At 68.6% G+C, this 24,847-nt stretch carries 20 protein-coding genes and 1 other RNA gene; 3 read left to right on the top strand and 18 right to left on the bottom strand.

Annotated features, from left to right (window positions below):
• Positions 1-303 precede the first annotated feature (303 nt).
• The 16 genes from lpxC to rnpB form a co-directional block, all read right to left on the bottom strand.
• A complete protein-coding gene (gene lpxC / locus BMY69_RS04310; RefSeq protein ID WP_090056549.1) occupies positions 304-1,215 on the bottom strand; it encodes a UDP-3-O-acyl-N-acetylglucosamine deacetylase in 912 nt (303 codons plus the stop codon).
• Positions 1,216-1,543: 328 nt separating this feature from the next.
• Positions 1,544-2,728 (bottom strand): cell division protein FtsZ, encoded by a 1,185-nt coding sequence (gene ftsZ / locus BMY69_RS04305; RefSeq protein WP_090056547.1) that lies wholly within the window; start codon positions 2,726-2,728, stop codon positions 1,544-1,546.
• 136 nt (positions 2,729-2,864) lie between these two features.
• Positions 2,865-4,100: a cell division protein FtsA gene (ftsA, locus tag BMY69_RS04300; RefSeq protein WP_090056544.1), complete on the bottom strand. Its 1,236-nt coding sequence runs from the start codon at positions 4,098-4,100 to the stop codon at positions 2,865-2,867.
• Between the two features lie 8 nt (positions 4,101-4,108).
• Positions 4,109-4,849, bottom strand: a complete 741-nt coding sequence (locus BMY69_RS04295; protein ID WP_090056542.1) for a cell division protein FtsQ/DivIB — start codon at positions 4,847-4,849, stop codon at positions 4,109-4,111.
• Complete coding sequence (locus tag BMY69_RS04290) at positions 4,846-5,820, bottom strand: D-alanine--D-alanine ligase (RefSeq protein WP_090056540.1); 975 nt, start codon at positions 5,818-5,820, stop codon at positions 4,846-4,848. The genes BMY69_RS04295 and BMY69_RS04290 overlap by 4 nt, the downstream gene beginning before the upstream one ends.
• On the bottom strand, positions 5,817-7,259 hold the full coding sequence (gene murC, locus BMY69_RS04285; RefSeq protein ID WP_090175496.1) for a UDP-N-acetylmuramate--L-alanine ligase: 1,443 nt from the start codon (positions 7,257-7,259) through the stop codon (positions 5,817-5,819). Before murC ends, BMY69_RS04290 begins: the two co-directional genes overlap by 4 nt.
• Positions 7,256-8,350, bottom strand: a complete 1,095-nt coding sequence (murG, locus tag BMY69_RS04280) for an undecaprenyldiphospho-muramoylpentapeptide beta-N-acetylglucosaminyltransferase (protein WP_090175494.1) — start codon at positions 8,348-8,350, stop codon at positions 7,256-7,258. The genes murC and murG overlap by 4 nt, the downstream gene beginning before the upstream one ends.
• Positions 8,347-9,570 carry a putative lipid II flippase FtsW gene (gene ftsW / locus BMY69_RS04275; protein ID WP_090175493.1) on the bottom strand — a complete coding sequence of 408 codons (1,224 nt, stop codon included), beginning with the start codon at positions 9,568-9,570 and terminating at the stop codon, positions 8,347-8,349. The genes murG and ftsW overlap by 4 nt, the downstream gene beginning before the upstream one ends.
• Positions 9,571-9,575: 5 nt before the next feature.
• A complete protein-coding gene (mraY, locus tag BMY69_RS04270; protein ID WP_090056532.1) occupies positions 9,576-10,658 on the bottom strand; it encodes a phospho-N-acetylmuramoyl-pentapeptide-transferase in 1,083 nt (360 codons plus the stop codon).
• On the bottom strand, positions 10,648-12,012 hold the full coding sequence (murF, locus tag BMY69_RS04265; protein WP_090175491.1) for a UDP-N-acetylmuramoyl-tripeptide--D-alanyl-D-alanine ligase: 1,365 nt from the start codon (positions 12,010-12,012) through the stop codon (positions 10,648-10,650). Before murF ends, mraY begins: the two co-directional genes overlap by 11 nt.
• A complete protein-coding gene (locus BMY69_RS04260; protein ID WP_090175490.1) occupies positions 12,009-13,502 on the bottom strand; it encodes a UDP-N-acetylmuramoyl-L-alanyl-D-glutamate--2,6-diaminopimelate ligase in 1,494 nt (497 codons plus the stop codon). The genes murF and BMY69_RS04260 overlap by 4 nt, the downstream gene beginning before the upstream one ends.
• Entirely contained in the window at positions 13,499-15,307 is a 1,809-nt protein-coding gene (locus BMY69_RS04255; RefSeq protein WP_255364452.1) for a peptidoglycan D,D-transpeptidase FtsI family protein, read from the bottom strand. Before BMY69_RS04255 ends, BMY69_RS04260 begins: the two co-directional genes overlap by 4 nt.
• Positions 15,304-15,576 (bottom strand): cell division protein FtsL, encoded by a 273-nt coding sequence (ftsL, locus tag BMY69_RS04250; protein WP_090175488.1) that lies wholly within the window; start codon positions 15,574-15,576, stop codon positions 15,304-15,306. The genes BMY69_RS04255 and ftsL overlap by 4 nt, the downstream gene beginning before the upstream one ends.
• Positions 15,573-16,481 (bottom strand): 16S rRNA (cytosine(1402)-N(4))-methyltransferase RsmH, encoded by a 909-nt coding sequence (rsmH, locus tag BMY69_RS04245; protein WP_255364451.1) that lies wholly within the window; start codon positions 16,479-16,481, stop codon positions 15,573-15,575. Before rsmH ends, ftsL begins: the two co-directional genes overlap by 4 nt.
• A gap of 60 nt (positions 16,482-16,541) precedes the next feature.
• A complete protein-coding gene (mraZ, locus tag BMY69_RS04240; protein ID WP_090056523.1) occupies positions 16,542-16,988 on the bottom strand; it encodes a division/cell wall cluster transcriptional repressor MraZ in 447 nt (148 codons plus the stop codon).
• Positions 16,989-17,342: 354 nt separating this feature from the next.
• Positions 17,343-17,708, bottom strand: an RNA gene (gene rnpB / locus BMY69_RS04235) — RNase P RNA component class A.
• Positions 17,709-18,015: 307 nt separating this feature from the next.
• Between rnpB and rsmI the strand changes: the two genes are divergently transcribed.
• From rsmI to BMY69_RS04220, 3 genes are all read left to right on the top strand, one after another.
• On the top strand, positions 18,016-18,843 hold the full coding sequence (gene rsmI, locus BMY69_RS04230) for a 16S rRNA (cytidine(1402)-2'-O)-methyltransferase (RefSeq protein ID WP_090175487.1): 828 nt from the start codon (positions 18,016-18,018) through the stop codon (positions 18,841-18,843).
• Positions 18,844-18,989: 146 nt separating this feature from the next.
• Positions 18,990-20,789, top strand: a complete 1,800-nt coding sequence (locus tag BMY69_RS04225; RefSeq protein ID WP_090175485.1) for a penicillin-binding protein activator — start codon at positions 18,990-18,992, stop codon at positions 20,787-20,789.
• Between the two features lie 34 nt (positions 20,790-20,823).
• Positions 20,824-21,186 carry a YraN family protein gene (locus BMY69_RS04220; protein ID WP_255364450.1) on the top strand — a complete coding sequence of 121 codons (363 nt, stop codon included), beginning with the start codon at positions 20,824-20,826 and terminating at the stop codon, positions 21,184-21,186.
• 150 nt (positions 21,187-21,336) lie between these two features.
• On the opposite strand, the gene BMY69_RS04215 is transcribed toward BMY69_RS04220, so the two are convergent.
• Positions 21,337-22,011 carry an HAD family hydrolase gene (locus tag BMY69_RS04215; RefSeq protein ID WP_090056517.1) on the bottom strand — a complete coding sequence of 225 codons (675 nt, stop codon included), beginning with the start codon at positions 22,009-22,011 and terminating at the stop codon, positions 21,337-21,339.
• A 151-nt stretch (positions 22,012-22,162) separates the two neighbouring features.
• Entirely contained in the window at positions 22,163-24,832 is a 2,670-nt protein-coding gene (locus BMY69_RS04210) for a putative bifunctional diguanylate cyclase/phosphodiesterase (protein WP_343124090.1), read from the bottom strand.
• Positions 24,833-24,847 lie beyond the last annotated feature (15 nt).

Raw genomic sequence — 24,847 nt, 5'->3', positions numbered from 1 at the left:
CCCTCACCGTCATCCCGGTGAAAACCGGGATCCACCGCGGTGCGTTCGGTTTTCGCCACACGACCGCATCGGGTTTCTGCCGGACGCCCAAACGCACGTCGGTGCGACGCCGTCGCTTGGGCCCAAGATCGAGGCGGTGGGCACCGGTGTGCGCCGTTGCGACGACGCTGCTCCACGTAGCGGCAACGCCAGACGCGCTCGGGCCGCAACACGGTGGCGCAGCCGAGCCCGCCACAACGAAAAAGGCCGCGATCGCTCGCGGCCTTCTTCGTATCGCGTCGACCCGCCGTGGCGGGCCTCGCCTTACACCGCCTGGGCGGGATGGGCGTAGGAGATCGGCGCCTTGGCCGGATCCTTGAAGCTGACTTCTTCCCATGCCGTCACGTCGGCCATCAGGCTGCGGAGCAGCTTGTTGTTGAGCTCGTGGCCCGACTTGTGCGCGGAGTACGCGCCGATCAGGCTGTGGCCCAGCATGTAGATGTCGCCGATGGCGTCCAGGATCTTGTGCTTGACGAACTCGTTGTCGTAACGGAGGCCGTCTTCGTTGAGCACGCGGTAGTCGTCGAGCACCACGGCGTTGTCCATCGAACCGCCGAGCGTGAGGTTCCGCTCGCGGAGCATCTCGATGTCGCGCATGAAACCGAACGTGCGGGCGCGGCTGACTTCCTTGACGAACGATGTCGTCGAGAAATCCATCTCGGCCTGCGAATTGCGCTTGTTGAACAGCGGATGGTCGAACTCGACGGAGAAGCCGACCTTGAAGCCGTCGAACGGCTCGAGCTTGGCCCACTTGTCGCCGTCCTGCACGATCACCGGCTTCTTGATGCGGATGAAACGCTTGGCGGCATCCTGTTCCTCGATGCCGGCGGACTGGATCAGGAACACGAACGGACCCGCGCTGCCATCCATGATGGGCACTTCCGGCGCGGAAAGGTCGACGTACGCGTTGTCGATGCCGAGACCGGCCATCGCCGAGAGCAGATGCTCAACCGTCGAGACGCGGACGTCGCCATGGATCAGCGTGGTCGACAGTCGCGTGTCGCCCACGTTTTCCGGACGAGACTTGAGCTCGACCGGCGGATTGAGGTCGGTACGGCGGAACACGATGCCCGTGTTCGGCGCCGCCGGACGAAGCGTCATGTACACCTTGTCGCCGGTGTGGAGACCGACGCCCGTGGCGCGAATGATGTTCTTGAGCGTGCGCTGCTTGATCATGTTGGGTCAAACCTTGTTGGCAGCAGCCTAAAGTAACCGACATGCTAACACAGTCTTAACCTCGGAATAAACAAACCAGACAGTACAGTTCACGATTCCTTTCACTATCCCTTCAGCATCGGCCGCGACCCGTTCTCATTTCGCTTGCGACTGAAATGCGGGGCGAGTCAAGCACTTGCAAGTAATTGATATCACTTGCAGGTTTTCCTGAGGGGACACGGAGGCGTTCCGCCGCCCGGACGGGAGCGGCGGCGGAACGCCTGTCGATCCTCGCGTCCTGCAGGATCGTCCGCACGTTTTCCTTAACGTGCCCTGGCGTGTCTTTGGATCAGTCGGCCTGGCGACGCAGGAAGGCCGGGATGTCGAGGTAGTCGATCGCCGGCTCCGCGTTCTTCTGCGGGGCCGCCTGCTCGGTACGGACCGACGGCACGGCATCGGCCTGCGCGTAGTCGACGACCTCGTTGCCGGTGCCCGTGCGCAGCACGACCGGGCGCGGACGCTGACGCATCTCGACCTGCTGCTGGACCGGCGGGCGGATCGGCTGCTTCGCCGCGACACCGCGGTTCAGGCCCGTGGCCACGACCGTGACGCGGACGTCGTCCTGCATTTCCGGATCGAGCGAGGTGCCGATCACGACGGTCGCGTCTTCCGAGGCGAAGTCGTGGATCACGCGGCCGATCTCGTCGAACTCGCGCATGGTCAGGTTCGGACCGGCGGTGACGTTGACCAGGATGCCGCAGGCACCGGCCAGGTTGACGTCCTCGAGCAGCGGGTTGTTGATCGCCGACTCGGCGGCGGCCTGGGCGCGATCGTCGCCACGGGCGGTGCCCGAGCCCATCATCGCCATGCCCATCTCGCTCATGACGGTGCGGACGTCGGCGAAGTCGACGTTGATCAGGCCCGGGGCCGTGATCAGGTCGGCGATGCCCTGGACCGCGCCCTGCAGGACGTCGTTGGCCGCCTTGAAGGCGTTCAGCAGCGTCACTTCGCGACCCAGCACCGAGAGCAGCTTCTCGTTCGGCACGGTGATCAGCGAATCGACGTGCTGCGAGAGGTCCTCGATACCCTTGAGGGCGACCTGCATGCGACGGCGGCCTTCGAACGGGAACGGCTTGGTCACGACGGCGACCGTCAGGATGCCCTTCTCCTTCGCCAGCTGCGCGACGACCGGCGCGGCGCCGGTACCCGTGCCACCGCCCATGCCGGCGGTGATGAACACCATGTCGGCGCCTTCGAGCATTTCCTCGATGCGCTCGCGGTCTTCCAGCGCGGCCTGGCGGCCGACTTCCGGATTCGCGCCGGCGCCGAGGCCCTTGGTGACGTTGCCGCCGAGCTGCAGGTGCGTGCGCGAGCCGCAGCTCTTCATGGCCTGCGCATCGGTGTTGGCGACGACGAATTCGACGCCCTCGATGTTGGAGTTGACCATGTGGGCCACGGCGTTACCGCCGCCACCGCCCACGCCGATGACCTTGATGACCGCATTCGGTGCCAGTTTTTCGATCAGTTCGAACATTTCCCGTCCTCCGCAGAACTTTGGTTTTTTTTGGTTTATGTCCCGAGTCCGACTCCTGTCGGCCGCGGGTTGCGGGCCTTCCTCTTGCCCCGGCGCCCCCCTTCCGTCGGGCACCGACTATCCGGTGAAGCGAAACTCAGAAATTCTTGGTGAACCAGCTCCGGAACTTCTCCACCACGCTGCCCACGTTGCCGACCGCGGAACCCGTGTGCCGCGCGCCGCCGCTCGAACGCGAGCCGTGCAGCAGCAGGCCCACGCCCGTCGAATGCAGCTCGCTGGACACGACGTCGCCCAGGCCCGAGACGTGCTGTGGCACGCCGATGCGGACCATCTTGTGGAAGATCTCCTCCGCGAGTTCGAGCGCGCCTTCCATGCGCGAGGCGCCACCCGTCAGCACGATGCCCGCGGCGACGAGGCTCTCGTATCCCGAGCGGCGCAGTTCGTCCTGCACCATCTCGAAGATCTCCTCGTAGCGCGCCTGCACCGACTGCGCGAGCGCCTGTCGCGCGAGACGGCGCGGCGGACGGTCGCCGACGCTCGGCACCTGGATGGTTTCTTCCGCGTGCGCGAGCTGGGCGAGCGCACACGCGTATTTGATTTTGATCTCTTCCGCGTGAGCGGTCGGTGTGTGCACGCCGTACGCGATGTCGTTCGTCACCTGGTCGCCGCCGACCGGCAGCGACTTCGTGTAGCGGATCGCACCCTGCGTGTAGATGGCGATGTCCGTCGTGCCGGCACCGATGTCGACGAGGCACACGCCGAGCTCGAGTTCGTCCTCCGTCAGCACGGCCTTCGCGCTGGCGACGGCGGCGGGCACCAGCTCGTCGACCGAGAGGCCGCAACGCTGGATGCACTTGGAGATGTTCTGCACCGCGCTGGCGGCGCCGGTGACCAGGTGCACGCTGGCCTCGAGGCGCACGCCGCTCATGCCGACCGGATGGCGGATGCCGTCCTGTCCGTCGATGCGGTATTCCTGCGATTCCTTGTAGAGCACCTTGCGGTCGGCCGGGATCGCGACGGCGCTCGCGGCTTCGAGCACCTGCTCGAGATCGGCCGACATCACCTCGCGGTCGCGGATCGCCGCGGTGCCGTGCGAGTTGCGTGTCTCGAGGTGGCTGCCCGAGATCGAGGCGTACACCGAGCGGATGTCGCAGCCCGCCATCAGCTCGGCTTCCTCCACCGCGCGCTGGATGGAATGCACGGTCGATTCGATGTCCACCACCGAACCGCGCTTCATGCCGCGCGAGACGTGCGTGCCGATGCCGATCACCTCGATCGGTTCGCCCGGCTCGTACTCGCCGACGATGGCGACGACCTTCGACGTTCCGATGTCGAGGCCGACGACGAGCTGTTTGTCGTTCTTGTTTCTCATGGTTTAGCTCAGGTTCCGACCTTGGGTGTGGCCGTGGTTTCCGGTTCCGGCCACCGGATGGCGAATCCGTTGGTGTAACGCAGGTCGGCATAGGCGAAACCGCCGTGCCGGCCCGCGACGAGTTGGGGGTAGACGTCGAGGAAGCGCGCGAGGCGACGATCGGCCTGGTCGCGGTCGCCGATCACGATCTCGGCGCCGCTGTCCGTCGTGGCGCTCCAGCTGCCGCGATCGCTCAGGCTGACGCCGACGATCGACAGGCCGGTGCGGCCTTCGAACGCCTTGCGCGCCTGCGCGTAGAAGCTGACCACTTCGGCGAGGCGCGAGTCCGGACCGCGCAGGCGCGGCAGATCGCCCATCTGGTCGGCACCCGGCGCCTCGAACACGAGGCCCTGGCGGCTGATCAGGCGATCCTCGTTCCAGCGCGCGAACGGCTGGCGTTCGTAGATCCGCACCAGCAGCGTGTCGGGCCAGCGCTTGCGCACTTCCACCGACTCCACCCACGGCAGCGAACCGATCGCCTTGCGCACGTCTTCCAGATCGGTGGCGAAGAAGCCCTTGCCCAGACGCGGCAGCACGGCGCTACGGATCTGCTCGGCGCTGACGTGCGCGAACTCCGCCTCGACCTTCAGCTGCGTCACCGGCCAGCGGCCGGCGGCGAACCAGCCCTGCATCACGCCGACCACGGGCAGCGCCACCAGCGTGATGGCGATACCCCAGGCGACGATTCGCGTGGCGGCGGCTCCCTTCATGCCTTCGCACCCTCCCGCTGCATGGAGGTTTCGAGGACGCGCCAGCACAGCGCCTGGTAATCGAGGCCCGCGACGGCCGCGGCTTTCGGGACGAGCGAGTGCGACGTCATGCCCGGCGCCGTGTTGACCTCGAGCAGCCAGTTCCTGCCGTGGCGGTCGCGCATGATGTCGACGCGGCCCCAGCCGAAGCAGTCCAGCGCGTCGAACGCCCGCAGCGCGAGCGCCCGCATTTCGTCCTCGGCGGCGCCGTCCAGACCGGGCACGATGTAGCGCGTGTCGTCGGCGATGTACTTGGCGTTGTAGTCGTAATAGGCGCTGTTCGGCACGATCCTGATGGTCGGCAGCACCTCGCGGCCGAGCACGCCGACGGTGAATTCGCCGCCCTCGTTCGCGTCGCCCTCGATCAGCGTTTCCATCAGCAGGTCGCCCGGATACCGGCGCGCCAGTTCCACGGCGGCGTCGAGGCCCGCTTCGTCGAACACGCGCGTGATGCCCACGCTGGAACCTTCCCAGGCCGGCTTCACGATCAGCGGGAAACCGATCTCGCGCGCGGCGGCATGCACGTCGGCACCGCGCGGCAGCGCTTTGAACTTCGGCGTGGGCAGGCCGAGCGCGATCCACACCTGCTTCGCGCGCACCTTGTCCAGCGACAGCGCCGAGCCAAGCACGCCCGAACCGGTGTACGGAACGCCGAGGGACTGCAGCGCGCCCTGGAGCTCGCCGTTCTCGCCACCCGCGCCGTGCAGGATGTTGAACACGCGCGCGAAGTGGCCGGCGCGCACCGCGTCGAGCAGGGCGGGAATGCCGTCGATCGCATGGGCGTCGACGCCGCTGGCGCGCAGCGCGTCCAGCACGCCCTGGCCGGAATTGAGCGAAACCTCGCGCTCGGCCGAGTTTCCGCCCATGACCACGGCCACGCGGCCGAAGTCGGCGGCGTCGGTGACCAGGCGCGGGAAACGGGTGGTGCTCATCGGTTCGGGGTCCTCAGGTTGCCGGCGTTCGCCAGCTCGATGGCCGCCGCGCCGATGTCGCCGGCGCCGAGCAGCAGGATCAGGTCGCCGTCGCGCGCGAGCGCGGGCAGCGTGGCGCGCAGGTCGCGCGGGTGGTCGACCAGCACCGGGTCGGTCTTGCCGCGCGCGCGGATGGCGCGAGCGAGCGAGCGGCCGTCCGCGCCCGCGATCGGCGCTTCGCCGGCGGGATACACCTCGGTCAGCACCAGCACGTCGACCTCGGCCAGCACGTTCGCGAAATCGTCGAGCAGGTCGCGCGTGCGGCTGTAGCGGTGCGGCTGGAACGCGACGACGAGGCGGCGATCCGGCCAACCGCCGCGGGCGGCGGCGAACACGGCGGCCAGCTCGCGCGGGTGATGACCGTAATCGTCGACGAGCAGCGCATGGCCCTGGTCGAGCGCGATTTCGCCGCGACGGTGGAAGCGGCGACCGACGCCTTCGAAGCGCGCGAGCGCGCGGGCGATGGATTCCGCGTCGACGCCGAGCTGCCAGCCCACGGCGGCCGCGGCCAGCGCGTTCTGCACGTTGTGGCGACCCGGCAGGTTGAGCGTCACGGGCAGCGTGCCCGCCATGCCCGGCAGGTGCAGGTCGAAATGCATCTCGAAACCGACCTGGCGGACGTTCGACGCCGAGACGTCGGCACCCGGTTTGTCGATACCGTAGGTCAGCATGCGGCGCGAGGTGTCCTGCGCCAGCTTCGCGGTTTCCTCGTCGTCGATGCAGAGCACGGCCATGCCGTAGAACGGCAGGCGATGCAGGAAATCGCCGAACGCCTTCTTCACCTGCGCGAAGTCGTTGTTGTAGTTCTCGAGGTGGTCCGCGTCGATGTTGGTCACCACCGCGATCACCGGCGACAGCATCAGGAACGAGCCGTCCGATTCGTCCGCTTCCGCCACCAGGTACTGGCCGGTGCCGAGTCGTGCGTTCGCGCCGGCCGCGTTGAGCTGGCCGCCGATCACGAACGTCGGATCGTAGTCCGCCTCGGCCAGCACGCTGGCGACGAGGCTGGTGGTGGTGGTCTTGCCGTGCGTACCGGCGATCGCGATACCGCGGCGGAAGCGCATCAGCTCGCCGAGCATTTCGGCACGCGGCACCACGGGAATGCGCGCGGCGCGCGCGGCGACGAGTTCCGGATTGTCCTGGCGGATCGCGCTCGACGTGACGATCACGTCCGCGCCGTCGACGTTCGAGGCTTCGTGACCGATGTGCACCTCGACACCGAGGCCGGCGAGACGGTCGGTCGTCGGCGACGGCGCCCGGTCGGAGCCGGACACGCTGTAACCGAGGTTGCATAGCACCTCGGCGATACCGCTCATGCCGACGCCGCCGACGCCGATGAAGTGGACACGGCGGAACGAGGTCATGAAATCTTCGTGGGCGCGCAAACGACCGGGCGTCATGCGGAAACCTCCATGCAGTGACGGGCAATCGTTGCTGCTGCGTCGGGCTTGGCCAGCGTGCGGGACGCATTGGCCGCGGAAAGGATGCGCTGGCGATCCAGCAGCATGTCGAACAGGACGAGCGCGAGCGCTTCGTGCGCCCCGGGTGCGTTGAGCATGGCGTCGGTCGCGATGCGCGCGCCGCCGGCGTTGACCATGGCGCGCGCGTTCACCGTCTGGTGATCGTCGACCGCGTGCGGGAACGGCACCAGCAGCGCTTCGAGGCCCGCCGCGCACAGTTCGGCGACCGTCAGCGCGCCGGCCCGGCACACGACGATGTCCGCCCACGCGTACGCGCCGGCCATGTCCTCGATGAAGGGCACGATGGTCGCCGCCACGCCCGCCTCGGTGTAGGCGGCATTGGCTTCTTCGAGCCCACGCTCGCCCGTCTGGTGCACCACTTCCGGATCGAGGGTGTCGAGGTCGGGATTGGCACGCAGGTGAGCGAGGGCCTTGGGCACGATCAGGTTCAGCGTGCGCGCGCCGAGGCTGCCGCCCAGCACGAGGATGCGCGCGCGGCCGTCGCGCCCCGCGAAGCGCTCCGCCGGAGGCGGCAGCGCGGCGATGCGGGCGCGCACCGGGTTGCCGACCCATTCGCCGTTCGGCAGGACGTTCGGAAAGCCCGTCAGCACCTTCTTGGCGAACCCGGCCAGCTTGCGGTTGGTGAAACCGGCGACGGCGTTCTGCTCGTGCACGACGAGCGGAATACCGGCCAGTCGCGCGGCGACACCGGCGGGGCCGGCGACATAGCCACCCATCGAGATCACGCAGCGCGGACGGAGCTTGCGCAGCAGTCTGAGCGAGTCGAGCAGCGCGCGGACGAGCATGAAGGGGGCCTGCACGCGGGTCTTCATGCTCTTGCCGCGCAGGCCACCGACGGACACCGTGTGCAGGTCGAGGCCATGCGCCGGCACGACGCGGGTCTCCATGCCGCCCTCGGCACCCAGCCAGGCGACGGGCACGCCGCGCGAGCGCAGCTCATCGGCGACGGCGAGACCCGGGAAGATGTGGCCGCCCGTACCGCCGGCCATGATCAGCACGGGGCCGCTCATGCGACACCGCCCGTGGGGGCCGCCGAATCGGGTACCGCGCTCGCCGGCATGCGCACGGCGGTCTGGCGCGCGTCCTCGGCGCGGTTGATCTCGAACGTCGCGCGCAGGAGCACGCCGACCATCGCGCAGGTCATCAGCACGGACGAACCGCCCGAGCTGATCAGCGGCAGCGTGAGGCCCTTGGTCGGCAGCACGCCCAGGTTCACGCCGATGGAGACCATCGCCTGGAAACCCATCATCAGCGAGATGCCGTAGGCGACGTAGCCGGAGAAGCGGTGGCCGAGTTCGACGCCCTTGAGGCCCATGTAGAGGCCACGGCCGACCAGCACCACGTAGAGGAAGATCACCAGCATGATCCCCGCCAGGCCGAGTTCCTCGGCGAGCACGGCGAGGATGAAGTCGGTGTGCGCTTCCGGGAGATAGAACAGCTTCTGCACGCTGGATCCCAGGCCCACGCCCGTCCACTCGCCGCGGCCCACCGCGATCAGCGCCTGCGTGAGCTGGAAGCCGTCGTTGAACGGGTCCTTCCACGGATCGAGGAACGACGTCAGTCGCTTGATGCGGTAGTCCTCGGCGGTCGCCGCGTAGATGAGCGCGGGAACCAGCGGCGTGCCGAGCAGCAGCAGGTTGCGCATGCGCGCGCCGGCCAGCCAGACCATGCCCACCGTGGTGGCGACCACCAGCGCGGCCGAGCCGAAGTCGGGCTGCGCGAGGAGCAGCAGCACGATGAAGCCGGCGACGCCCACGGGCTTCACCACGCCGAACAGTTCGTACTCGACGCCCTCGCGATGACGCACGAGATAGCTCGCCAGGTACGCCACGAGGATCAGCTTCACCGCCTCGACGGGCTGGAAGCTCGTCACGAGCAGGTTCACCCAGCGACGCGCACCGTTGATGCGCATGCCGAAGACCGGCAGGAACACCATCAGCAGCATGATGATGCCGATCAGCAGGAGCAGGAAGCTGTGCTTCTCGAGCGTCTTCAGCTCCGTGCGCATCGCGGCGCCCGCGAGGCACGCGCCGAGCACGAGGAAGACGAGGTGGCGCTTGAGGTAGTAGAACGCGCCCTGGTGCGAGCCGTCGGCCACGGCGATCGAGCTCGACGTGACCATCACGACGCCCAGGGCGGCCAGCGACAGCGCGGCCACGAGCAGCGGGAGATCGAAGCTTCCCCGCGGGCCCTGGCGGCGTTTCGCCTGCTTGTTGCCGAAGCCGAACATCGTTCTCAGCGCACCTTCAGGGTTGCGAGGCCAATGAGCACCAGCACGACGCTGATGATCCAGAAACGGACGATGACCCGCGGTTCGGGCCAGCCCTTCAGTTCGAAGTGGTGGTGGATCGGCGCCATGCGGAAGATGCGCTTGCCGCGCAGCTTGAAGCTGCCGACCTGCAGCATCACCGAGGCGGTCTCCATCACGAACACGCCGCCCATCACCAGCAGCACGATTTCCTGGCGCACCACGAGCGCGACGGTCCCGAGCGCGGCGCCGATCGCCAGCGCACCGACGTCGCCCATGAAGACCTGCGCCGGATAGGTGTTGAACCAGAGGAAGCCGAGGCCCGCGCCGGCCAGCGCGCTGCAGAAGATCGCCAGCTCGCCCGCGCCCGGGATCGCCGGGATGCCGAGGTATTCGGAGAACAGCTTGTTGCCGGCGAGGTAGGCGAAGATGCCCAGCGCGCCGGAGACCAGCACGCTCGGCATGATCGCCAGGCCGTCCAGGCCGTCGGTGAGGTTCACGGCGTTCGAGAACCCGACGATGATGAAATAGCCGATCACCACGAAGAGGATGCCCAGCGGGATCGCGACCTGCTTGAACAGCGGCACGTAGAGCGCCGTCTCGGCCGGGAGCTGGTGCGTGTGGTAGAGGAACACCGCGGCGCCGAGGCCGAACACCGACTGCCAGAAATACTTCCAGCGGCTGGCGAGGCCGCGGCTGTCCTTCAGCACGAGCTTGCGGTAATCGTCGTAGAAACCGATGGCGCCGAACGCGAGCGTCACCGCGAGCACCACCCACACATAGCGGTTGCCGAGGTCGGCCCAGAGCAGCGTGGCGATCGCCACGGCGAAGATGATCAGTAGGCCGCCCATCGTCGGCGTGCCCGCCTTCGACAGGTGCGTCTGAGGACCGTCGCTGCGCACGACCTGCCCGGCCTTGAGCGCGGCGAGCTTGCGGATCAGCGCGGGACCCAGCAGCAGCGACACGGCGAGCGCGGTCAGCGCGGCCATGATCGCGCGGAAGGTGATGTACTGGAACAGATGCAGCGACGTGAAGTGCCGAGCCATCCATTCCGCCAGTTCAAGCAGCATGGGATGCTCCTTCAGCGTACTTCTTCATCGCAGCCGCGACCCGGTCCATGCCGGAGGAACGCGACCCCTTCACGAGGCACGTCACGCCCTCGTGGATCTGCGCGCAGGCGGCTTCGATGAGCTCTTCCTGCGTCGCGAAATGTTGCGCACCCGCGCCGAAGGCCTCGACCGCCGCCGCGCTCTTCGCACCCGTGGCGAGCAGCCGCTCGATGCCACGTTCGCGGGCGAGGCGACCGATGCCGGCGTGCAGCCTGACGGCGTCGGGGCCGAGCTCGGCCATGTCGCCGAGGATGAGCCAGCGCTCGCCGCGCGCGAGCGCGAGCGTGTCGATGGCCGCCGCGGCGGAGCCGGGATTCGCGTTGTAGCTGTCGTCGATCAGCGTCCAGTTGCCGGGCATCGGCTCCAGGTTCAGGCGGCCCGCCATGGCGGGGACCTGCTCCAGGCCCTCGACGATGGTCTCGACGGGCACGCCCAGCGCCGTCGCGATGGCGGCGGCCGCCAGCGCGTTCGCCACGTTGTGGCGGCCCGGCATCGGCAGATGCACGTCGCCATCGCCATGCGGCGTCGACAGCACGAAGTGCGTGCCATCGATGCGCTCTTCGACGATGTCGGCACCGATGTCCGCGCGATGATCGAGCGCGTAGCGCAGGATCGTGCGCGACCCGGCGAGGTTCGCGAAGAAGCCGGCGAAGCGCTCGTCGTCGGCATTGACGATCGCGATGCCATCGGGAGGCAGCGACTGATAGAGCGCGCCCTTGGTTTCGGCGACGCCTTCGATCGTGCCCATCCGCTCAAGGTGGGCGGGCGCGATGGAGTTGACGAGGCCGATATCGGGCCGTGCGATGGCGGCGAGGTAGTCGATGTCGCCCGGCTTGCCGGCGCCCATCTCGAGGACGGCGTACTGCGTGTCCTCCGGCATCGCCAGCAGCGTGAGCGGCATGCCGATCTCGTTGTTGAAGTTGCCGGCGTTCACGTGCGTGCGGCCGTGACGGGACAGGATCGACGCGGTCAGGGTCTTCACGGTCGTCTTGCCGTTCGATCCCGTGATGCCGACGACGCGGACGTCGCGCTGCGCGCGCACCGCGCTGGCGAGATCGCCGAGCGCCGCCTGCGTGTCGTTGACGATCACCTGCGGGATCGGCGCGTCCACGGGGCGCGTGACGAGCGCCGCGACCGCGCCGCGTTCGGCGGCGGCGGCGACGAAATCATGGGCGTCGACGCGCTCGCCGGGCAGCGCCACGAAGAGGTCGCCGGCCCTGAGCGTGCGGGTGTCGATGGAAAAGCCGCCCACGTCCACGTCGGCGCCCTGCAGGCGGCCACGGGTCCAGAGGGCGACGGCGGACAGGCGCATCATGCGCGGACTCCTTTCTTGCCGGATGCCATCGCCTCGCTGGCGACGGCGAGGTCGTCGAAGGGACGCTTGCCCTCCGGACCTTCCTGATAGGTTTCGTGGCCCTTGCCGGCGATCAGAACGACGTCGTCGGCCTTCGCGTCGGCAAGCGCCAGGGCGATGGCCTGCGCGCGGTCGCGCGTCACCATGACGGTTTCGGGATGGACGAAGCCGGCGACGATCTGCGCGACGATGGCATCGCCATCCTCGGTGCGCGGGTTGTCGTCGGTGACGATGACGACGTCGGCGAGACGTTCGGCGATCGCCGCCATGAGCGGACGCTTGCCCTGATCGCGATCGCCGCCCGCGCCGAACACGCAGATCAGCCGGCCCTTCGTATGCGACCGCAGCGCCAGCAGCGCCTGCTTCAGCGCGTCGGGCGTGTGCGAGTAATCGACCACGACCAGCGGCTTGCGGCCGTCGCCACCGAGGCGACTCATGCGGCCGTTCACCGGCTGGAGCGATTCCAGCGCGGCGTGGATGCGATCGAACGGCTCACCCAGCGCGCCGAGCACGGCGGCGACGGCGAGCAGGTTGGCCACGTTGAAGCGACCAAGAAGCGCGCTGCGCACGGTGCGCATGCCCCACGGTGTCGTGAGGTTGAACGACAGGCCCTTCGCCGACGTCACGACGATGTCGGCGCGAACCTCGGCGTCCTTCTCGGTGGCGTCCGTCGCCATCGACGTGCGCAGCTTCGCCACGCCCTCGGGCAGGCCTTTCGCCAGCTTCGCGCCGAACGGGTCGTCGACGTTGACGGCGGCGGCACGCAGGCCTTCGAAGGCGAAGAGCTTCGCCTTCGCGGCGCCGTAGGCTTCCATCGTGCCGTGGTAGTCGAGATGGTCGCGCGTGAGGTTGGTGAACACGGCGACATCGAAGGCGATGGCGTTGACGCGGCCCTGCTCGAGCGCATGCGACGAGACTTCCATCGCCACGTGCGTGGCACCCGCATCGCGGAATTCGCCGAGCAGCGCCTGCATGCGGATCGCATCCGGCGTCGTGCGCTCGCCTTCGGCGATCGCGCCATGCAGGCCCGCACCGAGCGTACCGACCGTCGCCGGCTTTCGACCGAGGAACGCGAGCGCCTGCGCGACGAGCTGCACCGTGGAGGTCTTGCCGTTCGTGCCGGTGACGCCGATCACCTCGAGCGCGGCCGAGGGATCGTCGAAGAAACGTGCCGCGATGGCGCCGGTCTTCTCGCGCAGACGTTCCACCGCGAAGACCGGGACGCCCGCGTCGACGGCGTCGAACGGCGGCTCGGCGAGGATCGCGGTCGCACCGTTCGCCACGGCCTTCGCGGCGAAGGCGATGCCGTGATCCTTCGTGCCGCGCAACGCGACGAACGCGTTACCCGGCTGGATCTCCCGCGAATCGATCGCGAGGCCCGAAACAGCGAGATCGCCGGCGCCTGCGGCGTCGGCGAATCCGTCGAGCAGGTCGGCCAGACGCATCGTCATGGCACCACCTCTTCGGCGGCGCTGTCGTCGGCGGCCGGAGGCGGCGCGTTCGTCGTGCCGATGAGTCCGCCCTGGCTGGGACCGCCCGCGTACCATCGGCCGACGTTGTCCGGCGCGATGTCGAGCAGGCGCACGGCCCCTTCCATCACCTGCGCGAACGCCGGACCCGCCACCGAACCACCGAAGTAGCGACCACCCTTCGGATCGTTGATGACGACGACGGTGACGAGTCGCGGCGCGCTGGCCGGGATCATGCCGACGAACAGCGAGATGTAGTTGTTCGAGTAGTAGCCGCCGACCGAGTTCTTGTGCGACGTACCGGTCTTGCCCGCGACGCTGTAGTTGGCGACGGAAGCGAACCCGTAGCCCGTGCCGCCAGGCGACACGACGGTCTCGAGCATGCGAACGAGCTCGTGCGCGACCTCTGGCGTGACGACCTGCACCGGATCGTTGTCGGCGCCCTTGATGAAGGTCGGGGAGCGCAGCCCACCGCCATTGCCGATTGCGGCGTAACCGGTGGCCAGCTGCAGCGGCGTGACGTTGAGGTTGTAGCCGTAAGCAAGGCGCGACTTCTCGATCGGCTTCCACGTGCGACCCACCGGCAGGTAACCCGCCGCTTCGCCGGGAAAACCGCTGCCGGTGCTGTTGCCCAGCCCGAACGACTTGTAGACGCCGTAGAGGAAATCGGTGTCGAGCGTCATCGCGATTTTCGCGGCACCGACATTCGACGACTTCGTGATCACGCCGGTGGGGGTGAGCGTGCCCCAGTTATGGGTGTCGCGCACCGGATGGCCGCCCATCATCCACGTGCCCGGCGACGTCTCGATGAGCGGCGAGGTCGGCGTGTATTTGCCGCTCGTCAGCGCCGCGGCCATGGTGAAGGCCTTCATCGTCGAGCCCGGCTCCACGACGTCGGTCACCGCGCGGTTGCGGCGCTCGGACGGCGTGCTGCCGCGCACCGCGTTCGGGTTGAACGACGGCAGGTTGGCCATGCCCAGCACTTCGCCGGTGTGGACGTCCATCACCACGATCGACCCGGAATCGGCCTTGTTCTTTTCCAGGGCGTCCTTGAGCGCGCTGTACGCGAGGTACTGGATGCGGCGATCGATCGACAGCGTGAGGTCGCGGCCCGGCTGCGGCTCGCGAAGCAACTCGACGTCCTGCACCACGTGCCCCATGCGATCGCGGATCACGCGCTTCGCGCCCGGCTTGCCGGCCAGCCATTCGTCGAACGCGAGTTCCAGGCCCTCCTGGCCGTGGTCGTCGATGTTGGTGAAGCCGAGGATGTGGCTGTTCACCGCGCCCGACGGGTAGTAGCGGCGGTACTCGCGCTGCGCGGCGATGCCGGGAATCTTGAGGTCGACGATCGCCTGCGCGTCCTCGGGGCGCAGCTGGCGCGCGATGTACATGAACTCCTTGTCGGCGCGCTGCGCGATCTTCTGCTTGAGGTCGTCGGCATCGACGTGCAGCGCTTTCGCGAGCTCCGGAATGCGGTCCTCGTTCTCGAGCACTTCCGGCGGATTGGCCCAGATGGACGCCACCGGCGTCGAGACGGCCAGCGGCTCGCCGTTGCGGTCGAAGATCGTGCCGCGCGACACGGCGATGGGCATCTCGCGCAGGAAGCGCGCGTCGCCCTGGTCCTGATAGAACTGCTTGCGGACCACCTGCAGGTCGAACGCGCGCACGACGAGGCCCGAGGCCGCGACGCAGAGCACGGCGACGATGACAGTCATGCGCTTGCGCGGGCTCGGGCCCTGGCCGCGACGGCGGGTGGGCACGACCGGCTTGCCGTGACGGGCCCTCATCGGCGCACCAGCTGGATGTCCTGCGGCTTCGGCGTGAGCATGCCGAGCTTGCCGCGGGCGTCGGCGTCGATGCGGCTGGGTTCGGCGTAGGTGGCCTGCTCCAGTTCGAGGCGACCGTATTCCACACCCAGGTCGTCTTTCTGCGCCTGCAGCTTCGAGAGCTCGATGAACAGCTGGCGGCTCTCGTGGCGCGTCCACACCACGCCGATCGCGCTGGCGATGACCGCCAGCAGCAGGATCGAGAGGCAGATTGCGCCGAAGACCTTCATGCGAGTTTCTCCGCGATGCGCAGCACGGCGGAGCGCGAACGCGGGTTCGCGGCGACTTCGGCGTCGGAAGGGAAGATGGCCTTGCCCACCGGCTTGAGGCGGGCCAGCTTCGCTTCCGTCGGCGGCGCGCGGCGACTGCCCTGCACGCGTCCTTCGTGCGAGCGGATGAACTGCTTGACCGTGCGATCTTCCAGCGAATGGAAGCTGATAACGGCGAGCCGTCCGCCGACCTTGAGAAGCTCGAGGGCGGCGTCGAGGCCACGTTCGACGGATTCCAGCTCGGCGTTGACGCGGATGCGCAACGCCTGGAAGGTGCGTGTCGCGGGGTTCTTGCCGGGCTCGCGACGACCCACGCAGCGAGCCACCAGCTCGGCGAGTTCGCCGGTGCGCAGGATGGGCGCGGTCGCGCGACGCTCGACGATGGCCTTCGCGATGCGTCGGCTGAAGCGCTCTTCGCCGAAGGTCCACAGCACGTCGGCGATCTCGGTCTCGTCGGCGTCGCGCAGGAAGTCGGCGGCGCTGATGCCGCGCGTCGTGTCCATGCGCATGTCCAGCGGCGCGTCGGCCATGAAGCTGAAGCCGCGGCTGGCGTCGTCGAGCTGCGGCGACGACACGCCCAGGTCGAGCAGGATGCCGTCGAGGCCGCCTTCGAGCGCAGACCACTCGCCCATGGTGGCGAAGTTGTCGTGGCGGAGCGCCACGCGGGCATCGGTGGCGAGACCGGCTTCGGCGACCGCGATCGCGGTCGGGTCGCGGTCCATCAGGTAGAGGCGGCCGGCGTCGGAGAGACGGGCAAGGATCGCCCGGGCGTGCCCGCCCCGGCCGAATGTCCCGTCCAGATAACGCCCGTTCTCGCGCAAGGCGAGGCCCTCCACCACTTCGTCGAGCATCACAGGGATGTGCACATCGCGCCCCGCCGTCGCCACATCCCACTCCCGTTCCACCGAAAACCTCGAATTAGTTCGTCACAACCGTAGTTCCGCCATGTCGTCGCTGATCTCGTCCTCGCCGATCGTCTGGCGGATCTTCGCGAGGTGAGCCTGTTCGCTCCACAGCTCGAACTTGTTGCCCATGCCCAGCAGCACCGCTTTTTTTTCTATGCCCGCCGCCGCGCGCTGACTCGATGGAAGGAGGATGCGGGCCGCCCCGTCGGGTTCGACGATCGCCGCGGCACCCACCAGCTTCATCTGCAACGCGCGATGGACGGCCTTCACGCTGGGCAGCGCGTTGACCTGATCGCGCACCTGCTCCCACTCCGCGTACGGGAAGATCCAGAGGCAACCGGTCTCGAAGGGGTTGTAGGTGACGACCAGACGATTCGCGCAGGCGACGGCCACCTGATCCCGATACGAAGTCGGAATCGTCAGACGACCCTTGTCGTCGACCGTGATGGCTGTCTCGCCCTGGAACATATTCGTTGGTTGCCCCACCAAATCCCACGATTTCACACTGGGGCCCACGATAGTCTCGCCCCCTGAGACTGTCAAGGAATTTTTTCTTGTGAATCAAGGAGAAAGCTCACGTTCATCACCATTTCCAGCCGTTTCTGAGGAACGGGCGCAAGGTGATTGAATCGTTGGGGTTTTTTGCGATGGACTTCGCGCTTTCGGGAGGCAGGTGAAGGGCAATTCACGCAGGCCGATGAACTCACGTTCATGGAAGATGGGGGAAATCGCCGCAGAAACGAGTGAAGCGCGCTGGCGCCCGAATGGGCGCTCGAGGCAAGCACCCATTCGCGCGCCAGCGCTTCCCACATACCGCGAAGAAGTTGGAGTCGGCCGATAAGCCGGGTTCTGTGCGTCTTGCGACGTGACAGTCATTCTTCTCGGCCTGGCGTCGCCGCCAGGCTCTAGCAACCTACCCGGGAACGACGCGGGCCGCGTCATGGTTCCCTTATTTGGTCTTGCTCCGGGTGGGGTTTACCGTGCCGTGCGACGTTAGCCCCGCACGCGGTGCGCTCTTACCGCACCCTTTCACCCTTACCTGATCCCCTCGCGGGGCCATCGGCGGTCTGCTCTCTGTTGCACTGGCCGTCAGCTCACGCTGCCCAGGCGTTACCTGGCACCCTGCCCTGTGGAGCCCGGACTTTCCTCGAAACGCACACGGCGTCTCGCGACTGTCTGGCCGACTCCGTGGGGGAGTATAGCGGGGGGAGGGGGATCGCGGTGCGCGGGCGTAAGGGAAACTGGGCGCGGCGCGGCACGGGTGGGAGATGGGGGATGGGAATGGGGGGCGTGATCCCGGCGAACGCCCGAGGGGACCGGAAGCCGCCCGTCGGCGTCGTGGCCGGCGCGGAATGTCCAGCACCCTCATGCGCCCGCCGGCTCTGTCGCCCCCAATTCCCAACCCCCACCCCCCACCCCCCACCCCCCAACTCCCGCCCCATCCCACCAGCCGCACCCTACAATCCCCCTCCCGCCCCACCCAACGAACCTCCTCATGTCCCAGCCCCGCCCCGGCACCCTGCACGTCGTCGCCACGCCGATCGGTCACCGCGACGACATCGGCGCGCGCGCGATCGAGACGCTGCGGCGCGTGGCGGTGATCGCGGCGGAGGACACGCGACATACGCGTCCTCTGCTCCAGCACCTGAACATCGACACGCCGCTGGTCGCGCTGCACGACCACAACGAGCGCACTGCCGTCGACGGCCTGGTCGAGCGCCTGCGCGGCGGCGACGACGTCGCGCTGGTTTCGGACGCGGGCACGCCCCTGATCAGCGATCCGGGTTTCCGGCTGGTGCGCGCCGCGCGCGCGGCCGGCCTTCGGGTGAGTCCCGTGCCGGGACCCAGCGCGGTGATCGCCGCCCTGTCGGTGGCGGGCCTGCCGAGCGACCGGTTCGTGTTCGAGGGCTTCCTGCCCGCGAAAGGCGGCGCACGGCGTTCGCGCCTGACCGAACTGGCCGGCGAATCGCGCACGCTGATCGTCTACGAGTCCTCGCATCGCATCCTCGAATCGCTGCAGGACATGCGCGACGTCTTCGGCGCCTCGCGCGAAGCGGTCGTGGCGCGTGAACTGACCAAGATGTTCGAAACCGTGCTCGACGGCACGCTGGAGGCGCTGGTGGCGGCGGTGGCCGCCGATCCGAACCAGCAGAAGGGCGAGTTCGTGGTGATGGTGGCCGGCCGCGACGCCGGCGAGGACGAGCGCCTCGCCGAGGGCCTGCGGGTGTTCGGCATCCTCAAGGAGGAACTGCCACCCGCCAAGGCCGCCAAGCTCGCCGCGGCGATCACCGGCGCGCCGCGGAAGGCGCTCTACGGACCGTAGGAGCGCGCCCTGCGCGCGACATCTTTTCGCGAGGAGCCGCAGGGCGGCCGCTTCCGCCTCCACGCCGGCCTCGCAAACCGATGGGCTATGATCCTGTCGTTTCGGCGCCGCCAGGGGCGTCACCGCGCAGCCAAGGAATCCTTTCGATGCGATCGATCCGTGCCACCACCCTCGGCATCCTGCTTTCCGCCGGCCTCGCCGGCTGCGTGACGCAGGGCGGCGTCCAGCATGGCACGGCGCCGTCGGGCGAAGCGACGCAAGCGGCGCAGACGCTCTACATCAAGGGTCAGTTCGACCAGGCGGCGCAGGCGTACCTCGCGCTCGCCGCGCAGGACGCCACGCACCGCGACTACTACAAGCTGCTTGCCGCGGAGTCCTACCGGCAGGAAGGCGCGCTCGACCGCGCCGCGCCGGTCGTCGCCGACGTGCGCCGCTCCCGCCTCGAAGGCGAGGATGCCCTGCGCCTCGACGCCCTGCGCGCCGAGATCGCCCTGAAGAACAACGACGCGAAGACGGCGCTCTCCCTCACGGGCAAGCCGGCGACGCGCGTGTCGCCGCAGATCGACCAGCGCCTCGCCGAACTGCGCGCACGATCGCAGGCCGCCGCCGGCGATCCCTGGAGCGCCGCGCAAACCCGGGTCGAGCTCGACGGGCAGCTCCGCGGCATCGACCGGGAGGAAAACCGCAAGCAGATCCTCGCGTTGCTCACCGGCCTGGGCGCTCAGCCGCTCGCCGACCGCGGCGCCGCTCTCGCGGCGAACGATCCGCTGAAGCCGTGGGTGGTCGAGGCGCAGTCCCAGCTGGGCAGCATCACCCGCTCGCCGGCCGTGCTCGACCAGGCGGTCGGCACCGTCAGCGGCGATAAGGGCGTGCGCGAAGGCTACAAGGTGCCGACCAAGGTCGCGCTGCTGCTGCCGCTGTCGGGTCCGCTCGCCGGCGCGGGCGCCGCGATCCGCGATGGCTTCTTCACCAATTACATCGAGGCGGCGCATACCGACGCGCCGCGCCCCGAGGTGGTGGTGTACGACTCCGGCAACGACGCGGCCCATGCGGTCGCCGCGTACGACAAGGCCGTCGCGGAAGGCGCGCGCTTCGTCGTCGGCCCGCTCAACCGCGACGGCGTCTCCGCCATCTTCGCCAAGGGCGCCCTGCCCGCGCCGATGCTCACGCTCAATTACCCGAACGACAACCGCAACCTGCCGCCGGCGGGTGCGAACGAGTTCGGCATGCTGCCGGAGACCGAGGGTGCCCAGGTCGCCGATCACATGGCCGACCGCGGCATCCGCACGGCGACCGTCATCGTCTCGACGGACGATTTCGCGCGCCGCGCCGGCAACGCCTTCAAGGCCGAGTGGCAGGCGCGTGGCGGCACGCTCGCAGGTCAGGTGACGCTCGATTCGGCGAGCATCGATTTCGCTTCGCAGCTTTCGGAGCCGGTCGGCGAGGATCCGGCGACGAGCGGCGTGTTCATCAGCATGAAGCCCCAGCAGGCGCGCCTGCTCCTGCCGCAGCTGCGCCTGGCCAAGAACACGCTGCCGGTGTTCGCCACGTCGCACGTGTACGGCGGCGGCGACGATCCCTCCGCCGACCGCGACCTCGACGGCGTGGAATTCTGCGACGCGCCGTGGCTGTTCGACGCGCAGCCGGGCCTGCCCCGCCGCGCGGAACTCGGCAACGCCATTCCGGCGACCAAGGGCGTCACCGCGCGCCTGTTCGCGTTCGGCATGGATGCGTGGGGGCTGGTGCCGTACATCGACTGGATGCGCGGCCATCCCGGCAGCTACCTGCCGGGCGCCACGGGCCAGCTGGTCGCCGACGAGTTCGGACGCGTGCGTCGCGTACTCATCTGGGCGCGCTTCGCCGACGGCGTCGCACGTCCGGTCGCGGGTAGTCTCGAGCTCGAAGCGCCGGCCGCGGCCCCGACCGTGGAAAGCGGCGGCGGCTGATCCCTCGCCGGCGCGGGCCTGCAACGAGGTTCGCGTGACAACGAAGATCCCACCCCGCCGCGCCACCGGTGACCGTTTCGAAGCGGCGGCGCGGCGATTTCTCGAAGCCCGCGGCCTGCGCGTCGTGCAGACCAACTTCAACTGCCGTCACGGCGAGATCGACCTCGTCATGCGGGACGGCGACACGGTGGTGTTCGTCGAGGTGCGCTATCGCCGCGGCCAGGCTTTCGGCGGCGCGGCGGCGTCGGTCACCGCGGCGAAGCGACGCCGCGTGATCAGCGCGGCGCACGTATGGATGGCGGGGCGACCCTACGATGCGCGCCGCCCCTGTCGGTTCGACGTCCTGGCGTTCGAGGGCGACCGGGTGGAATGGATTCCGAACGCGTTCGAGGCGTGAACGCGCATCGCTCGGCTCGATCCTGCTCCGTAGGAGCGCGCCCTGCGCGCGACATCGTTTCGCGAGGGCCGCCGGGCCTGAGCTCACAGCCTTAAAACATGTCGCGCGCAGGGCGCGCTCCTACGCCACGAGCATGGGCGATGGGGCCGCTCAGGCGGACGCCAGGAAATCCTCGCGGGTCAGGGTCGCCAGTTCCGCCACGGTGTCGACGACGATGTCCGGCGGGGTCTCTTCGAGTTCCTTGCCGGCGGCCGCCGCGTAGTGACCCTGCTTCACGAACACCGTGGTCACCTTGTCGCCGAGCAGCTTCTTCAGCGCCACCAGGATGCGCGGCTTGTCGTCGACCATCACGTAGTGGTCCGCGGGATAGCGGCGCCGCATGTCGTCGAGCATCTCTTCCTTGTGCACGTAGATCAGCACGTCCTCGCGGAAAAGGTCCCACAACCCCGCGCGGCGGATCTTGCGCGGCTGGAAGACGGTGTCGCCGTCGGACATGATCACTGGCCGACCGAGGGTGCGCAGGTGCGCGATCGCCTCCGGCACGCCAGGAAAGCGGCGCTCGTCGAACGGGTAGTCGAGCAGGAAGAACGACAGCGCCATGTAGGCCGGACTGCTTTCCTTGCCACGCAGCCGCTGCAGGGCGCCGAGGTAATCGGCGTAACCCACCTCGGCGCGGATCGACTTGTCGATGGCCGTGTAGCGTGCGCGCCCGTCCTCTCCGAGCTCGCTCTCGAGGCGCGCCGCCAGATCGGCGCTGAAACGGTCGTTGTCGATCAGCGTGTTGTCGACGTCGAACAGGAAGACGATGGCATCGTGGGTGGACACGGGAAATCCTTGCACGGGAACGATCACCGCTATATGGGGACGCCAAGTGTCGACGGAAGATGCCGCTTGCGTATTGTAGGAGCGCACCTGGGCGCGATGGGTGCTCGCGGCAAGCACCCATCGCGCCCAGGTGCGCTCCTACAGACAGACCTCACGCCCGGCGGGGCGGCACCAGCGAAAGGCGCTTGCCGCCCGTGGCCTTCGGCGCCAGCAGGCGCTCGATCTCGTCCGGCGGCAGCGGCCGGGAATACAGGAACCCCTGCCCTTCCTGGCAACCTGCGCGCACGAGGAACTCGTGCTGGCCTTCCGTCTCGATGCCTTCGGCGATGGTGTGCAGGTCGAGGCTGCGGGCGATGGCCACCATCGCCTCGGTGATCGCGACGTCGTTGCCGTTCGTGGGCAGGCCGGTGACGAACGAACGGTCGATCTTCAGGTACGCCACGGCCGGCAGCTTCAGGTAAGCCAGCGACGAATAACCGGTGCCGAAATCGTCGATGGCAACGGCGACGCCGAGATTGTGCAGGGCCTGCATCGCGCGCTCGGTGTCTTCGCCAAGGCGCAGGATCGCGCTTTCGGTCAGTTCGACGAGAAGACGGCTCGGTGGCACGCCCGTCGCACGCAGCGCCTGACTGATCCCCTGCAGGAAGTCCGGGTGACCGAACGATCCCGCGGACACGTTGACCGCCATGCGCAACGGCGGGAGCCGCGCCTCGTCCCAGCGGACGAGCTGGCGGCAGGCGTGTTCGAGCACCCACTGGTCGATCTGGCGGATCAGGCCGAGGCTCTCGGCGATGGGGATGAACTCGTCCGGGCCGACGTTGCCGCGATCCGGATGGCGCCAGCGGATCAGCGCCTCGACCGCCACGATGCGGCCCGTCTTCATCTCGATGCTGGGCTGGTAGACGAGGTGGAACTCGTTGCGGACCAGCGCCTGGCGCAGCTCGGAGGCGAGCTTGAGGCGGCGGCGCGCGTCCGCGTGCATCTTCGGCGTGTAGAAGCGCAGCGCGTTGCGCTCTTCGGTCTTGGCCACGTACATCGCGGCATCGGCGTTGGCGATGAGCGTGACGGCGTCGTTGCCGTCGAGCGGGTAGCCGGCGATGCCGATGCTCGCGCTGACGAAGAGCTCGTAATCGCCCAGATCGAACGGACGCGAGAGCGCGGCGAGCATGGCCTCGGCCACGAGCAGCGCTTCCTCGCGCGAACGCAGGTCGGCGAGCAGCACCGTGAATTCGTCGCCACCGATGCGGCCCGCGACGTCGTGCGGCGCGAGCTGCGCGCGGATGCGTTCCGCGACGCGCATCAGCAGGGCGTCGCCGATCGCGTGGCTGTAACTGTCGTTGACGACCTTGAAGGCGTCCAGGTCGACGAACAGCACGGCCACCGCGCCGCGCTCGTGCGCGGCGCGCGTGATCGCCTCCGCGCAGCGGCGCTCGAACTCGGAGCGCGTGACCAGGCCGGTGAGCGGATCGTGCGTGGCGAGGTGCTGCAGGCGCTGGCGATCGGCCTTGCGCGCCGTGATGTCCGAGACCACCGCGACGTAGTGCTGCGGACGCCCTTCGCGGTCGCGGATGGTGCTGATGCTCATCAGTTCGGGATAGGTGCTGCCGTCGGCGCGGCGGCTCTCCACCTCGCCCAGCCAGTTCTCCCCGCGAGCGATGTCCTCCCACAGCGTCTGCGGCAGCGGTCGGCCGTCGGGCAGCGTGCGCGTCGCGTCGAAACGCGTGCGCCGAAGCGCGTGCGGCGGGAATCCGGTGAGCTTGGTATGGGCCATGTTGACCGTGGTCACGCGACGATCGGCGTCGGCGATGATCACGCCCTCGGCGATGCTCGCCAGCGCTTCCGCGGCGATCTTGCGCTCCTGCTCCATGGCGACGCGGTCGGAGATGTCGCGCACGATCGCCTGCGACACCTCGCGCGAACCCCACGAGACGAGGCTGCTGTGCGTTTCCACCGGCCGCAGGCCGCCGTCGGCCGTCCGCAGGTGCCCTTCGCCCGCCAGCGCCGATCCTTCCACGAACAGGCTGGACAGTTCGATGCCGATGAGATCGGCGCGGTTGCATCCGAGCCACGTCGCGGCGCGATCGTTGGCGTCGAGGATCCGGCCGCTTTCCTGGTCCACCATGAAGATGGCGTCGGCGGCGCTGTCGAACAGCAGGCTGTAGCGCTCCTCCGTGCCGCGGATGCCGGCCAGGATGCGCTGCGCGAGGCGCAGCCAGAGCAGCGAGGCGAGGGCCGCCACCCCGAGCACCGTGAAGAAGAGGACGCGCCCGAGCCAGGAGGCGCCGTTGGCGATGTAGAGCGAGAACGCCTTCGCCCGTGGTTCGATCGTGTTGTTCAGCGCCGCGATGCGCGCGCGCTCGGCCACGATCGCCTCCGGGGAGGGCGTGCCCGTACCCCAGGCGCGCTCGAGGCGGTTCGCGGTGGCGTCGAGCGCCAGGAGGCTGCCGTCGACGGAGCGCCACTCGGTGACGGCCTCGCGGACGTACGGCAACCCGGAGAAATACTGGAAGATGAAGACCATGCCCGGAATGGCCTCGCGGATCACCCCGCCCCTGGCGAAGGCCTCCTCGACCTCGGCATGCGAGAAGTCGCCGCTGGCGATCGCGTCGCGGGCCCAGCGATCGGCCACGAGGACCGCGTAGTTCCGGCGGAACCCCGCCAGGTCGGAGGGGCGGCCATGACCGGCATATTCGTCCAGGTCGATGACCGCCTGTTTCTGCGCTTTCGACCAGAGACTCTCGCCGTTGAGGAAACCGGCGAGAGTCACCTGGGTCTGGACCGCCACCCACGTCAGGGCCAGCACGAGCCCGACGACAGCCACCAACGCCCATGCCAG

This window comes from Luteibacter sp. UNC138MFCol5.1 (assembly GCF_900110505.1).
Classification (GTDB): domain Bacteria; phylum Pseudomonadota; class Gammaproteobacteria; order Xanthomonadales; family Rhodanobacteraceae; genus Luteibacter.
This window is presented reverse-complemented; position numbering and strand designations above follow the sequence as displayed.